16 protein-coding genes are annotated in these 12,231 nt (G+C 68.7%); 4 read left to right on the top strand and 12 right to left on the bottom strand.

Going from position 1 to position 12,231, the window contains the following annotated elements:
- Window positions 1-60: 60 nt before the first annotated feature.
- Window positions 61-690, bottom strand: a complete 630-nt coding sequence (locus tag BGP17_RS05255; protein ID WP_286711245.1) for a phosphoribosylanthranilate isomerase — start codon at window positions 688-690, stop codon at window positions 61-63.
- Window positions 691-749: 59 nt separating this feature from the next.
- Here BGP17_RS05255 and BGP17_RS05250 point away from each other — a divergent pair, with 59 nt between their 5' ends.
- Entirely contained in the window at window positions 750-1,259 is a 510-nt protein-coding gene (locus BGP17_RS05250; protein WP_167299041.1) for a P-loop NTPase family protein, read from the top strand.
- Here the strand turns inward: BGP17_RS05250 and BGP17_RS05245 are convergent.
- Window positions 1,246-1,758 (bottom strand): GNAT family N-acetyltransferase, encoded by a 513-nt coding sequence (locus BGP17_RS05245; RefSeq protein ID WP_286711244.1) that lies wholly within the window; start codon window positions 1,756-1,758, stop codon window positions 1,246-1,248. The two genes, BGP17_RS05250 and BGP17_RS05245, sit on opposite strands and share 14 nt — an antisense overlap.
- A gap of 40 nt (window positions 1,759-1,798) precedes the next feature.
- Window positions 1,799-2,188: a winged helix-turn-helix transcriptional regulator gene (locus BGP17_RS05240; protein WP_286711243.1), complete on the bottom strand. Its 390-nt coding sequence runs from the start codon at window positions 2,186-2,188 to the stop codon at window positions 1,799-1,801.
- 100 nt (window positions 2,189-2,288) lie between these two features.
- Between BGP17_RS05240 and BGP17_RS05235 the strand changes: the two genes are divergently transcribed.
- Window positions 2,289-3,038: an SDR family oxidoreductase gene (locus BGP17_RS05235; protein ID WP_286711242.1), complete on the top strand. Its 750-nt coding sequence runs from the start codon at window positions 2,289-2,291 to the stop codon at window positions 3,036-3,038.
- Here the strand turns inward: BGP17_RS05235 and BGP17_RS05230 are convergent.
- From BGP17_RS05230 to purM, 9 genes are all read right to left on the bottom strand, one after another.
- The gene (locus BGP17_RS05230) at window positions 3,032-3,724 is read right to left on the bottom strand and encodes a lysozyme inhibitor LprI family protein (RefSeq protein WP_286711241.1); all 693 of its coding nucleotides are present in this window, start codon (window positions 3,722-3,724) and stop codon (window positions 3,032-3,034) included. The two genes, BGP17_RS05235 and BGP17_RS05230, sit on opposite strands and share 7 nt — an antisense overlap.
- A 12-nt stretch (window positions 3,725-3,736) precedes the next feature.
- The gene (gene pyrF, locus BGP17_RS05225; RefSeq protein ID WP_286711240.1) at window positions 3,737-4,408 is read right to left on the bottom strand and encodes an orotidine-5'-phosphate decarboxylase; all 672 of its coding nucleotides are present in this window, start codon (window positions 4,406-4,408) and stop codon (window positions 3,737-3,739) included.
- The gene (locus BGP17_RS05220) at window positions 4,405-4,743 is read right to left on the bottom strand and encodes a lipopolysaccharide assembly protein LapA domain-containing protein (RefSeq protein WP_286711239.1); all 339 of its coding nucleotides are present in this window, start codon (window positions 4,741-4,743) and stop codon (window positions 4,405-4,407) included. The genes pyrF and BGP17_RS05220 overlap by 4 nt, the downstream gene beginning before the upstream one ends.
- Window positions 4,744-4,817: 74 nt before the next feature.
- The gene (locus BGP17_RS05215) at window positions 4,818-7,112 is read right to left on the bottom strand and encodes a patatin-like protein (protein ID WP_167299029.1); all 2,295 of its coding nucleotides are present in this window, start codon (window positions 7,110-7,112) and stop codon (window positions 4,818-4,820) included.
- Window positions 7,112-7,810: an endonuclease/exonuclease/phosphatase family protein gene (locus tag BGP17_RS05210; protein WP_167299027.1), complete on the bottom strand. Its 699-nt coding sequence runs from the start codon at window positions 7,808-7,810 to the stop codon at window positions 7,112-7,114. Before BGP17_RS05210 ends, BGP17_RS05215 begins: the two co-directional genes overlap by 1 nt.
- Before the next feature lie 43 nt (window positions 7,811-7,853).
- A complete protein-coding gene (locus BGP17_RS05205; protein ID WP_167299025.1) occupies window positions 7,854-8,054 on the bottom strand; it encodes a hypothetical protein in 201 nt (66 codons plus the stop codon).
- A 102-nt stretch (window positions 8,055-8,156) separates the two neighbouring features.
- Entirely contained in the window at window positions 8,157-8,549 is a 393-nt protein-coding gene (locus tag BGP17_RS05200) for an MmcQ/YjbR family DNA-binding protein (RefSeq protein ID WP_286711238.1), read from the bottom strand.
- Entirely contained in the window at window positions 8,525-9,106 is a 582-nt protein-coding gene (purN, locus tag BGP17_RS05195; RefSeq protein ID WP_286711237.1) for a phosphoribosylglycinamide formyltransferase, read from the bottom strand. Before purN ends, BGP17_RS05200 begins: the two co-directional genes overlap by 25 nt.
- Window positions 9,099-10,193 carry a phosphoribosylformylglycinamidine cyclo-ligase gene (purM, locus tag BGP17_RS05190; protein ID WP_286711236.1) on the bottom strand — a complete coding sequence of 365 codons (1,095 nt, stop codon included), beginning with the start codon at window positions 10,191-10,193 and terminating at the stop codon, window positions 9,099-9,101. The genes purN and purM overlap by 8 nt, the downstream gene beginning before the upstream one ends.
- A gap of 129 nt (window positions 10,194-10,322) precedes the next feature.
- On the opposite strand from purM, the gene BGP17_RS05185 reads away from it, so the two are divergent.
- Window positions 10,323-11,597 carry a heavy-metal-associated domain-containing protein gene (locus BGP17_RS05185; protein WP_286711235.1) on the top strand — a complete coding sequence of 425 codons (1,275 nt, stop codon included), beginning with the start codon at window positions 10,323-10,325 and terminating at the stop codon, window positions 11,595-11,597.
- Window positions 11,594-12,199 carry a P-loop NTPase family protein gene (locus BGP17_RS05180; protein WP_167299018.1) on the top strand — a complete coding sequence of 202 codons (606 nt, stop codon included), beginning with the start codon at window positions 11,594-11,596 and terminating at the stop codon, window positions 12,197-12,199. The genes BGP17_RS05185 and BGP17_RS05180 overlap by 4 nt, the downstream gene beginning before the upstream one ends.
- The last annotated feature ends 32 nt before the right edge of the window (window positions 12,200-12,231 follow it).

Raw genomic sequence — 12,231 nt, 5'->3', positions numbered from 1 at the left:
CTGGCTGGGGAGCTAGCGATCAGCGCCATCGAAATCCGATGCGGACAGGTGCGAACGGCCTCAACATTGCGCCACCGCTTGGAGGAATGCGGCGATCTTGGCAACATCCTTGAGTCCCGGAGCGCGCTCGACGCCGGAGGAGACATCGACCAGCCTGGCGCCGGTGACGCTCGCCGCCTCGCGGACATTGCCGGCGTCGAGCCCGCCGGAAAGCGCCCAGGGCAGCGGCTGGGGAATGTTCTCGAGCAGCTTCCAGTCGAAGCGCAGACCCATGCCGCCCGGCAGCGCGGCGCCGTCCGGAGTCTTGGCGTCATAGAGGATGCGGTCGGCCGCGCCGCGATAGGCTGCCGCCTGGTCGATATCGGCGCGGGCCTTCACCGCCACTGCGGCCCAGACCGGCACCCGCATGCGGATAGCGGCGGCGCGATCGGCGGCGGTCTTGTGGAGTTGCACCGCCTGGATCCCGGTGGCGAGCGCCGCCGACAGCAGCGCCTCGTCGGGATCGACGAACACGCCGACCGTGCCGACATGCCCCGGCACGCGCCGGATCAGCGCCCGCGCCTGGTCCAAGCCCACATTGCGCGGCGAGGGCGGGAAGAACACGAAGCCGACATGGCTCGCTCCGCCGGCAATGGCGGCGTCGAGCGTCTCGGGCGTGGACAGGCCGCAGATCTTGGCGGTAACGGGCATGCGGCAGCCTTAGGGGGATAAGGCCGCGACGTCACCAGCCAGGGCCGCTAAGAAATTCTATGGCCGAACGCATTCTCGTCATCGGATCGCCCGGCAGCGGCAAATCGACGCTCGCGCGCCAGCTCGGCGGGCGGACCGGACTGCCCGTCCATCATCTCGACCAGCTCTACTGGCGGCCGGGCTGGGTCGAGCCGGACGAGGAGACATGGCAGGAACAGGTAGGGGCGCTCGCCGCCGGCCCGCGCTGGATCATCGACGGCACCTATGCCGGCACGCTCCCGGTCCGCCTTGCCGCCGCCGACAAGGTGGTGCTGCTCGACCTGTCGCCGCTGCGCTGTCTCTGGCGTGTGATCCGCAGGATCATCGGCGGCTTCGGCAAGGTGCGCCCGGACATGGCAGAGGGCTGCCCCGAGCGCTTCGACCTAGGCTTTCTCGGTTATGTCCTGCTGTTCCGCCTCAAGACCCTGCCGCGCGTGGAAGCGATGCTGGAAGGCTATTCCGGCGAATTCGCCTGGCTCGGCAATCGTCGCGAGATCGCCAGTTTCCTGAAGGATTTCAGAGGTCCTTGACCAGCACGTCCATGAACAGCGGCGGATCGAGCGGGATCACGAAATCGCGCTTCTCGCCCGAGCTCGCATAGCCGCGGCGCACATAATAGGCGATCAGTTCGGTGCGGGTGTCGATCACCGTCATCTCCATCCGCACGGTGCCGAAGGCCTCCCGTGCGCAGTCCTCCGCCGCCGCGACCAGCCGCTTGCCGAGCCCGCCGGCCTGAAGCAGCGGATCGACGCAGAGCAGGCCGAGATAGGCGAGGCGATCGCCCTTGTCGGTCACCTGGACGCAGCCGATCGGGCCGTTCTCGCCCAGCGCCACCAGCAGCCGCTGGGCGGGATCGGCCAGGATCGCCTCCAGCGTCGCCAGTTCGGTGCGGCTGCCCTCGGTGATCAGGTCGGCCTCATGCGTCCAGCCCCCGCGCGCGGCGTCCCCGCGATAGGCGCGTTCGATCACGGGGTGGAGCGCTGGCAGGTCGTCGCGGGTGGCAAGGCGGATCGTCAGCTTGTCGGGCATGGCGGGCTCTGTCGGATGCCGGGGCTGCTTTGGCAAGCGCCTATGCCGCCGCCCGCGCATCGAAGGCGGCGCGGGACGCCTCGATCCGTCCCAGATTGCGTGCCGCCCAGACCCACACGCCGCAGAAAGCCTCTGCAAGGCTGCCGCCAAGGTCGGTGAGCCTGTACTCCACCCGTGGCGGGATCACCGGATGAACGGTGCGGATCAGCAGCCCGTCGCGTTCCATCTGGCGCACCGTCTGGGTGAGCATCTTCTGGCTGATCCCGCCGCATTCGGCACGCAGCCTGGAGAAGCGCAGCTCGCCATGTTCGGCGAGCGCCTCGAGCACGATCATCGTCCATTTGTCGGCGACGCGGCCGATGATCTCGGTGACGAGCGCTTCCACCCGCGGGTCGAGATCGGGATAGCGATGGGGGTCGTAATCGGCCATGGTTTCCAAAAGGTATGTATGAATATCTTGGGTGCCTACTCCCCAATAGGTACCATGATGCGATATCCAGCGTCCAGGCATTCACGGAAGGGATCCGAACATGGACATGACCGGCAACACCATCCTGATCACCGGCGGCGGCTCGGGCATCGGCCGCGCGCTCGCCGAGGCGCTGCATGCGCGGGGCAACAAGGTGATCGTCTCGGGTCGTCGCGCGAGCGCGCTCGAGGAAGTTGCCGCCGCCAACCCGGGCATCGCCACCGCAACGCTGGACGTGGCCGATGCCGACGACATCGCGCGCTTCGCCCGCGAAATCGTCGCGGCGCATCCGGCGCTCGACGTGGTGCTCCACAATGCCGGGATCATGCAGGCCGAGAAGCTTGTCGCCCCGGGATCGGACCTGGCCATCGGCGAGGCGACGATCGCCACCAATCTGCTCGGGCCGCTGCGCCTCAATGCCGCGCTGCTCCCGCACCTGCTGGCCCGTCCCAAGGCGGCAGTGCTGACCGTCAGCTCGGGCCTGGCCTTCGTCCCGCTCGCGGCCACGCCCACCTATTCGGCGACCAAGGCGGCGATCCACAGCTGGACCCAGTCGCTGCGCCACCAGCTGAAGGGCACCAATGTCGATGTGATCGAGATCGCCCCGCCGGCGGTGGCGACCGACCTGATGCCCGGCCATGCCGAGAACCCCAATTCGATGCCGCTCGCCGACTATATCGCCGAGACCCTGGCCCAGCTGGAGGCGGGTGCGGCCGAGAACCTGACCGAGCGCGTGAAATTCCTCCGCTTCGCCGAGGCGCGCGGGGACTATGCCCAGGTATTCGCCCTGCTCAACGACGGCGCTCACTGATTGCTGGCGACCCAGCTATTGGCGGGCAGGAAGGTGTCGCTCAGGCCGTAATTGCCCGTGCAATAGCGCTTGCAGCCCGCTGACGCGGCCGTGTCGATCCGGGTGACATGGCCGCCGGCGTCGCGCGTCAGGATGAAGTCGATCCTGCACGCGCCGGCGGACCAGCTCGCCTTGGCAGGCGAGGCGAGCGTGGCGATCGCGCCGGCCTCGCCATCGCTGGCCGGCAGCTTGCAGAGCGCCTTGCCCTCGAGATCGCGGTTCAGCGCGAAATCGAACTGGTTCGCGTCGATATGGTTGATCGTCAGCTGGGCGACGTCGGCGGTCTTGTAGCTGGCTTCCCACAGCTCTTCGTTGAAGCTGCGCAGGGAATCGCGCTGGGCGGCATAGTAGCGCTCCACCGAAGCGGGATCGCAGGTCTTGGCGCAGCGGGTGCGCAGGATCTGCTGCCAGTCGCGCTGCTGCCCGCGAAAGCCCTGCTTGTCGAACAGGAGGGCGAGCTTCGCCTTGTAGAGTGCCGCCACTTCGCCATCGAGCGCGCGCAGCTTCGGGCTGGCGCAGATCGTCCTTTCCAGCGGGTGGCTGGCCCTGGCGCAGTCGAAGCTGGCCGATTGCGGCGGAGAGGCAGCGTGAAGACCGAAGAATGCGAGGAAAAGGGCGAAGAGTCCGAAACCCGCGATCCGTATCATCACTGCCTCCTGCTATAGCGTCGCCTCGATCTCGCGTGCGGCCAGGTCGGGATCCTGGGCCTGGGTAATGGGGCGGCCGACCACCAGGATCGAGGCGCCGGCATCGAGCGCGGCGCGCGGCGTGACCACGCGTTTCTGGTCGCCTGCCGTGCCGTTCGCCGGGCGGACGCCGGGAATGACGAAGAAGCCGTCGCGCCAAAGCGCCTTGGCGGCGGCGACTTCGTTGCCCGAGCAGACGATGCCGTCGACGCCCGCCGACCTGGCGAGTTCGGTCAGGCGCATCACCTGCTCGTGCGAATCCGGCTTGAGGCCGACCGAGACCAGGTCGCTGTCGTCCAGGCTGGTGAGCATCGTCACCGCCACCACCTTGGTACCCGCGGGTGCGGCTGCCTTGGCATCCTCCAGCATGGCGCGGCCGCCCGCGGCGTGGACGGTCAGGATCGCGGGCTCGAGCGGGCGCAGCGCCTGGATCGCCTTGGCGACGGTATTGGGAATGTCGTGGAACTTGAGGTCGAGGAAGATCGGCAGGCCGATCTCGTGCATTTCGTGCACGCCGGCACGGCCGTTCGCCATGAAGAATTCGAGGCCGAGCTTGATCCCGCCGACATGCGCCTTCACTCGCGTGGCGATGGCCCTGGCGCGTTCCAGGTCCGGCGTATCGATCGCGACATAGACCGGGCTCATAGCGGATCTCCCAGCGGCAGCGCCGTCTGGGGCGGGATCGGCACGGGCATGGGGACGGCCGCCGGCTCGGGCATCGCGTTGATCGCACGCAGATCGTTCAGGGCGCGCTCCAGCCCGGTGATCCGCTGGCGCATCCGCCAGCGCAGCGCATGATAGGCGAGCAGCACGGGCAGCAGCCCGGCGAGGAAGACGAGGATCAGCAGCAGCGGCAGGCTGAAATCGGCAATGAGGCCGCTCCACAGGTGCACGTTCACGCGTTCGTCGCCATTGTAGATCACGAAGCCAGCGACGAGGCCGCCCAGCAACAGCCAGAACAGCACCTTCAGAAACCGCATCCCTCTCCCTTCCTGCGTGAGGCGGGGACAGTTCTATGACGCGCGGGCCAATTTGGCCATAGCGGACGCGACGGTCACCCGATCTCCGCCCGCAATTCCGCGAACAGCCCGGGGATCTTCGTCAGGCGCTTCTCCTCTTCGTCGAGGATGGCGTGGAAGGCCCGGCGCTTGATCGCCGCGGCACGGTCCTCGGGCGGGCGCGTCGCGGGATCGAGCGTCGAGAGCACGATGTCGATCAGCCGGTCGGCGCCGTGCAGTCGACCCCAGAGATAGTCGTTCTCGCGATAGGCCCGGCTGAAGAACGCGCCGAAACTGTTGAACTGGATCCCCTTCAGCGTCGCCTCGGCGCCGCCGGCCCGGATCGCCGTCGCGTCGTCCGGGGCGATGCGGTCGACCCGGATCGGATCGAACTCGTCCACGCCCTCGCCCTGCAACAGGGGCAGCGTGGCGATGTCGTAGAAGGGAAAGCCCAGATGCGCGAGGAGGAGCGGACGGCGCAGGTCCTTCGCGAGCGTGCTCAGCCCTTCCGCCAGCCGCGCGTCGGTCTCGCCGTCGAGCTTCTTCAGCTGCATCCGCTCGGCCAGCCGGTCGAGGATCGGCCCGGCATCGTCGGTCATCATCCGGACTTCGTCGCGCAGGTCCGCATAGGTGTCGGCGCGCTTGAGCTCGAGATAGGCCGCGAGCGAATCATAGATCGCCTCGCGCATCGGGCGGAGCACGCCATGGCTCGTCGGCAAGTCGACTTCGGTGAGCCGGCGGGCGAGCAGGCGCAGGCGGCGGATGCGGAAGCCCAGGTCGTGGGCGCGCAGGAATTCCAGCGTCTCGGGGGAGGCGCCATAGGAAAGCGTCGCGCCGAACCGATCCGCCCCGCGCGACTGGACCGTGGCGGCCAGCGCCTCGCGGATCTCGTGCAGCCGCTCGGGCCCGTGCCGTTCGCCCACCGTGTAGAGCAGCCGCGCCGTGCGATCGATCGCACCCTCCACCTTCAGCAGGCCATAGGCGGTGTGGCCATAGCCGGCCTTGGCCGCCGCGGCGACCTGCGCGCGGCGGCGCCAGGTCGCGAGCCGCTTGGGCGTGGGATAGTCGAGCCACAGCGTATAGCCGAACAGCGCCTCGACCTGGGTCTCCACTTCGGCGCGGATTTCGGCGACGATGGCGAGCATCCGCTCGATCCGGTGCGAGCGCCGGGCGATCTCGTCGAGATTGTCGCGGATCGGCTGCTCGCGCGGCAGCTCGGAGAGCGCGCCGATGATCGTGGCGAAGAAGCCGGGCTTCTTGTCCGCCTCGGCGCCATAGAAGTCGAAGCGGAAATTGGGGAAGGGATCGACGAAGATGAAGCGCCGGTCGACCTGGCGCCGGGCCGGCCGCTCCTTGAGCGCTTCCATGGCCGGGCGGAAGGGCGCGTTGGCGAGCACCGATCCGTCGATCAGGATCGCCTTCTCGCCGCGGCTGTCCGCCCATTGGCGCGGCAGAACGCGCTCCAGAAAGGCATCGCGCTGCGGCCAGGCCTGTTTCCGCTCGGCGAGGAGATCGTCCATCTCGCCCACCGTCATCGGCGGGAAGGCGCCCGGGAAGCTGGAGGTGGCCCGCGCCGCGAAAGTGAGGCTGGCGGCGTCGGCGAAGCGCTCGCCGGGCAGGCCGTGATCGGTGAAGGAGAAGACCAGCCGGTGCTCGTTCTCGATCACCGAGCTGGGCGAATTGAGCCGCAGCGCCTCGGGATGGCCGCGAAAATCGGTGACGGTGACGAACAGGTCCAGCGGCTGTCCATCGGGCAGCAGGCGCTTGTCCCGGGGGCCCTTGGCCATGGCGGCGAAGGCATCGAGGATGGTGTTGGCCAGCCGCTTGCCGCCAAAGGGCGGCTCGAACCAGCGCGAACGGACGAAATGTTCGAGCTTCAGGCGCACTTCGTCGCGCGCCTCGGCCTCCACCGTCTCGTCCACTGTCTTGGAACGGTTGGCGACCAGCCAGGCGATCGGCACCGCCCAGATCTTGGCGAAGCGGTGCGACGGGCGCTGGCGCGGCTCGAGCAGCGCCTCGACGTCCGCATTGTCCATCCACAGGTCGGTCAGCGGATCGAGCGACTGGCCGGTGGCGATCGCCTGGGCCAGGAACACCGTGTTGATGCCTCCTGCGCTGGCGCCGGCGAGGATATCGACGAGCACGCGCAGGTTGACGCCCGACGTCTCGCGAATCTCCTCGATCAGCTCGCGATACACGTCGGGCCGTCCGTCCGCCCCGTCGCGCTCGGCACAGCTGGCGCGGGCGAGGCGCCAGACTTCCTTGGTGATGCCGTGCATGTACACGGCCAGGCTGATGCCGCCGTAGCAGACGAGCGCGAGGCGCAGTTCCTTGTCGCGGGTTTCGGTCATCAGGCCTTTTGCAGTGTCGCCCAGATGGGCAGGTGATCGGAGGCAGTACGCGCCTGGAGGCTGTCGTGCACCCCGGCATCGGTGATGGTCAGGTCCGGGCTCGCCATGATCCGGTCGAGCCGGGCCACCGGGCGCCGGGCATGGAAGGTCTTGCCGGTGGCGGCGAAGGCGAAGTGGCCGGCAAAGTCGCGCAGGCATCCGGACTGGGCGCTCCACTCGTTGAGGTCGCCCATCAGGATCGTCGGATATTGGTGCGTGCTCGCCTGGAGATGCGTGATGATCGCATGCGCCTGGCGCCGCCGCCACAGGCCGGACAGGTCGAGATGCATGCCGACCACCCGCACCACCGGCCCGCCGGCCAGGCGCAGATCCGCCATCACTGCGCCGCGCGGCTCCAGTGCCGGCAGGTGGATCGCTTCGCAATCGAGAATCTGCGCATCCTTGCGCACGAGCAGCGCGTTGCCGTGCCAGCCCATCGAGCGCGCCTTGGTGCCGAGGGGGACGGGCTTGTAGTCGCTATGCTCGGCGAGCAGATGCTGCGTGAGCACCGCCGAACGCTCGCCGAAGCGGCGATCGGCTTCCTGAAGCGCGACGATGTCGGCATCGATCTCGCACAGCACCTGCAGCGTGCGCTCGGGACGCCGCCGGCGGTCGGTGCCGATCGACTTGCGCATATTGTAGCTGGCGACCTTGATCATCGGCGCCCCTTATCGCGGGGCTTGCGGAACATGTGCAAGGGCCTCAGCTCGGATGCGCCTCGGCGCTGCCCTGGCTGGCCGCTTCGTGGGCAGCCGCCACGAGCCGGCGGCCGGTCTCCTCCGCGGCGCGTGGCGTCATCGCGATGGCGACCCCGTCGGGGCCGTCGAGCAATACCACGCCCTGTTCGGCGGTCGCGACTCCCGGATCCTCCGCGGGCTCGGCGGGCGAGATCTTCTGTCCCATATTTTCTCCGTTCGCCATTTCCCGCCAAGGCAAGGCGGGGAATTGAGGACAAACTCGGGTGAACGGGAAAATATCCGGGAGCCGCGAGGAAGATCGCGGATCTCAGCGACCGCCGGCTTCCAACAGGCGGCGCGGGGCGGCAAGTTCCCAGCTGCGCGCGATCCGGTCGCCGACGAAATCCCAGTCGATATCCGGCCCGGCGAGCGAGAGGCCCACCCAGCCGACGCCGAAATAGGCGACCCTGGAATAGGTTTCGGGCGCGATGTCGATCAGGTTGGGCCCTTCCTCGTCATCGGCGGTCTTCACCGCGACGATGGTGCGGCCGTCGCCATGATGATCGTGACGGAACTGGGCGAATTGCTTGCCGGCCACGAAGAAGGTCGGCTGGCCGTGGCTCGGGCGCTCCTCGGCTTCGGGAAGCTCCAGCGCGATCGCGCGGACCCGGGCAAGGGCGGTGTCGGGATCGGGGCTCAGCCTTGCAGGTTCTTGGGGCATAGGAACTCGGCGACTATCCGTGGATAGAGCCGATGTTCCTCCTTCAATACCCGTTCGGCAAGGCTTTCCGCCGTATCGCCGGGCAGGATCGCCACTTCGGCCTGGCCGAGCACTTCGCCGCCGTCCAGCTCCTCGGTGACGATATGGACCGAGACGCCGCCATGGCTGTCACCCGCTTCGATCGCGCGGGCATGGGTGTCGAGCCCCTTGTACTTGGGCAGCAGCGAGGGGTGGACGTTGAGGATCCTGCCGCGCCAGCGGGCGACGAAATCGTCCGAGAGCAGGCGCATATAGCCGGCCAGCGCGATCGCCTCGACGCCGGCCTCGCGCAGGGCCGCGTCGATCCTCGCCTCATATTCAGCCTTGGCCATGCCCCTGGGGCTCTGCGCGAAGGTGGCGACACCCTGTTCGGCGGCCCAGGCCAGGCCCTCGGCCTCGGGCTTGTCGCTGGCGACGAGCGCGACTTCATAGGGGCAGTCGGGCGCCCGCGCCGCCTCGACGAGCGCGGCCATGTTGGAGCCGCGCCCGGAAATCAGGATACCGAGCTTCCTACGCATTATGCGTGGCGGACCAATCCGAACGCGCGCTCCAGACTTCGGTGGGGCCGAACACGGTGCAGCCGCGCTCGCCCGCTTCGACGGTGCCGATCGCGAACACTTCCTCGCCCGCCGCGTAGAGCGCGTCCTTCACCGATTCCGCCAGTTCGGGTGCCACCACCGCGACCATGCCGATGCCGCAGTTGAAGGTGCGCGCCATCTCCTCGGGCTCGATATTCCCCTGGGCCTGCAGGAATGCCATCAGCCGGGGCAGGGGCCAGGAGCCGGCATCGATCTTCGCATGGCAACCCTGGGGCAGCACGCGCGGGACATTCTCGAGCAGGCCGCCGCCGGTGATGTGCGCCAGGCCGCGGACATTGCCCTTGCGAAGTTGCGGAAGCAGGCTTTGCACATAGATGCGCGTCGGAGCCATCAGCGCGTCGAGCAGGATCACCTCCTGATCGAACAAGGCGGGGCGGTCCATCTTCCAGCCCTTGTCCGCGGCGAGGCGGCGGACCAGCGAGAAGCCGTTGGAATGTACGCCCGTGGAGCCCAGGCCGAGCAGCACGTCGCCCGGCCGGATCGCGCTGCCGTCGAGCAGCCGGTCGCGCTCGACCGCGCCGACGCAGAAGCCGGCCAGGTCGTAATCGCCCTCGGCATACATGCCCGGCATCTCGGCAGTCTCGCCGCCGATCAGCGCGCAGCCGGCCTGGCGGCAGCCCTCGGCGATCGAGGCGATCACGCGCTCGGCCGTCTCCGGCACCAGCTTGCCACTGGCATAATAGTCGAGGAAGAACAGCGGCTCGGCGCCCTGGACGATCAGGTCGTTGGCGCACATCGCGACCAGGTCGACGCCGACGCCGTCATGCGCGTCGTGATCGATCGCGAGCTTGAGCTTGGTGCCCACGCCGTCGTTCGCCGCGACGAGCAGCGGATCGGTGAATCCCGCCGCCTTCAGGTCGAACACGCCGCCGAACCCGCCCAGATCGGCGTCGGCGCCGGCGCGGCGCGTGGACTTGGCGAGCGGGCCAATCGCGCGGACCAGCGCGTTGCCGGCCGCGATCGAGACGCCCGCCTGGGCATAGGTATAGTTCTTCTGGTCGCTCATGCGGGGCGCTTAGCGCCATCTTCCCACTCCGTCATCTCAATATCCGTCGTGTTCGCGAAGGGGGCAGTAACGCCACATGTTACATCTGCGCTTGGATTTCCCCGCTCGCTTCGCCAAAAGGGCCGCTGCATGACCCTTGCCCGCAAATCCCTCACCATCGGCATCGCCTCCGCGCTCGCGCTTGCGGGGCTGGGCGCCGTGTTGGCCGAGGGCGACGGGAAGAGCGGCGGCGGCAGCGCCGTGCCGATCGACGCCTCGGGCAGCTTCGAGGTGTCGGGCGTCGATGTCGACGTGAAGGGCAAGGACGCCGATGCCGCCCGCTATGGCGGCTGGCGGCTCGCCCAGCGCAAGGGCTGGGAGATGCTGTCGCGCAAGCTGACCGGCAAGGCTTCCACCATGTCCGATTCGGCGCTCGATTCGCTCGTCACCGGCATCGTCGTGGAAAAGGAGCAGATCGGCCCGACGCGCTACATCGCGCGCCTCAGCGTGCTGTTCGATCGCAACAAGGCGGGCGGCATCCTGGGCGTCTCGGTGGCGGTGAACCAGTCGCCGCCCATGCTGATCGTGCCGCTGGAATATTCGGGCGGCGCGGGCCTGGTGTTCGAGCGCGAGACTGCCTGGGCGCGCGCCTGGAACCGCTTCAAGAGCGGCGGCAGCACGGTCGACTATGTCCGCGTACAGGGCAACGGCCCCGATTCCATGCTGCTCAATGCGGGCCAGGTGCTGCGCCGCGGGCGCAACTGGTGGCGCTCGGTGCTGGACCAATATGGCGCGGCCGACGTGCTGATCGCCGAGGTGCAGCTGCGCCGCGAATATCCGGGCGGGCCGATCATCGGCATCTTCTCGGCCACGCACGGCCCCGATCGCCAGAAGATCGCCGATTTCGCGCTGCGCGTCGACAATGGCGATTCGCTCGACACGCTGATGGATGCGGGCGTCCAGCGACTCGACAAGGCCTATCAGCAGGCGCTCGCGCTCGGCCAGCTCGGCACCGACCGGCTGCTCGCTACCCGTCCGCCGGGCGCGAAGGCCGAGGAAAAGCCCAGCGACGAGGCGACCGAGGCGGCGACGCCCACGCCCGAGCCCAGCGCGGCTGCCGGCACCGCCGTCAGCGTCCAGTTCGACACGCCCAATGTCGGCTCGGTCAATGCCGGCGAGGCGGCGCTGCGCGGCATCCCGGGCGTGCGCTCCGCAGTCACCTCGAGCCTGGCGCTGGGCGGCATCTCGGTGATGCGGGTTTCCTATGACGGCCAGATCGCCTCGCTGCACGCGCAGCTGGAGGCGCGGGGCTGGAGCGTGCAGGAAGGGCCGGGCGTGCTCCGCATCCGGCGCGCAGGCGGTGGCGGCGGGGGTGCCCAGCCGGCCCCCACGCCGCAGGCGACGGAAGCGCCGAACGGCGGATGACGCAGCTTCGCCTGCCGCTGGGACTGCCCGAAGCGCGCGAGACGGAATTCCTGGTCAGCGACTCCAACGCCCGCGCCGTCCACCAGCTCGAACATTGGGGCACCTGGCCCGTCATGTCGGCGCTGCTCACCGGCCCGCGCAAGTCCGGCCGCAGCCTGCTCGCGCGCATCTTCGCGGCGAAGACCGGCGCGCGCATCTTCGACGACGCCGATCTCGGCAAGGAGGCCGAGGTCTTCCATGCCTGGAACCAGGCCCAGGCCGAGCACCGCCCGCTGCTGATCGTGGCCCAGGCCGCGCCGCCCGCCTGGGCGGTGAAGCTGCCCGACCTCAAGTCGCGCCTCGCCGCCTCGCCGCTGCTGGAGATCGGCCCGCCCGACGATATGCTGATCCCCCAGCTGCTGGAGCGCGCCTTCGAGCGCCACCTGCTCCACGCCCGGCCGGACGTCATCGCCTGGATCGCCCGGCGGATCGAGCGCAGCCATATCGCGATCCTGCGCGTTGCCGATGCATTGGAGCTCGAGGCGGGGCGGCGCTTGTCGATCCCGGCGGTTCGCGCCACATTGGCCGCGGCTGGTCTCATAACCGAAACGGACGGTGATTAACGGCGATGGCCAAGGCAGCGAACAGGCAGGCC

This window comes from Sphingomonas sp. 67-41 (genome assembly GCF_001899725.1).
Taxonomy (GTDB): Bacteria; Pseudomonadota; Alphaproteobacteria; order Sphingomonadales; family Sphingomonadaceae; genus Sphingomonas; species Sphingomonas leidyi.
The sequence above is the reverse complement of the archived record's forward strand: the minus strand, read 5'-3'. Positions and strand labels throughout refer to the sequence as shown.

What these genes read in the sequence shown, in the direction of transcription:
- BGP17_RS05230 (WP_286711241.1), bottom strand. Translation starts at nt 3,724, where the DNA reads ATGATACGGATCGCGGGTTTCGGACTCTTCGCCCTTTTCCTCGCATTC.
- BGP17_RS05245 (WP_286711244.1), bottom strand. Translation starts at nt 1,758, where the DNA reads ATGCCCGACAAGCTGACGATCCGCCTTGCCACCCGCGACGACCTGCCA.
- BGP17_RS05185 (WP_286711235.1), top strand. Translation starts at nt 10,323, where the DNA reads ATGACCCTTGCCCGCAAATCCCTCACCATCGGCATCGCCTCCGCGCTC.
- BGP17_RS05255 (WP_286711245.1), bottom strand. Translation starts at nt 690, where the DNA reads ATGCCCGTTACCGCCAAGATCTGCGGCCTGTCCACGCCCGAGACGCTC.
- BGP17_RS05240 (WP_286711243.1), bottom strand. Translation starts at nt 2,188, where the DNA reads ATGGCCGATTACGACCCCCATCGCTATCCCGATCTCGACCCGCGGGTG.
- purM (WP_286711236.1), bottom strand. Translation starts at nt 10,193, where the DNA reads ATGAGCGACCAGAAGAACTATACCTATGCCCAGGCGGGCGTCTCGATC.
- BGP17_RS05180 (WP_167299018.1), top strand. Translation starts at nt 11,594, where the DNA reads ATGACGCAGCTTCGCCTGCCGCTGGGACTGCCCGAAGCGCGCGAGACG.
- BGP17_RS05215 (WP_167299029.1), bottom strand. Translation starts at nt 7,112, where the DNA reads ATGACCGAAACCCGCGACAAGGAACTGCGCCTCGCGCTCGTCTGCTAC.
- BGP17_RS05250 (WP_167299041.1), top strand. Translation starts at nt 750, where the DNA reads ATGGCCGAACGCATTCTCGTCATCGGATCGCCCGGCAGCGGCAAATCG.
- BGP17_RS05235 (WP_286711242.1), top strand. Translation starts at nt 2,289, where the DNA reads ATGGACATGACCGGCAACACCATCCTGATCACCGGCGGCGGCTCGGGC.
- BGP17_RS05220 (WP_286711239.1), bottom strand. Translation starts at nt 4,743, where the DNA reads ATGCGGTTTCTGAAGGTGCTGTTCTGGCTGTTGCTGGGCGGCCTCGTC.
- pyrF (WP_286711240.1), bottom strand. Translation starts at nt 4,408, where the DNA reads ATGAGCCCGGTCTATGTCGCGATCGATACGCCGGACCTGGAACGCGCC.
- BGP17_RS05210 (WP_167299027.1), bottom strand. Translation starts at nt 7,810, where the DNA reads ATGATCAAGGTCGCCAGCTACAATATGCGCAAGTCGATCGGCACCGAC.
- BGP17_RS05205 (WP_167299025.1), bottom strand. Translation starts at nt 8,054, where the DNA reads ATGGGACAGAAGATCTCGCCCGCCGAGCCCGCGGAGGATCCGGGAGTC.
- BGP17_RS05200 (WP_286711238.1), bottom strand. Translation starts at nt 8,549, where the DNA reads ATGCCCCAAGAACCTGCAAGGCTGAGCCCCGATCCCGACACCGCCCTT.
- purN (WP_286711237.1), bottom strand. Translation starts at nt 9,106, where the DNA reads ATGCGTAGGAAGCTCGGTATCCTGATTTCCGGGCGCGGCTCCAACATG.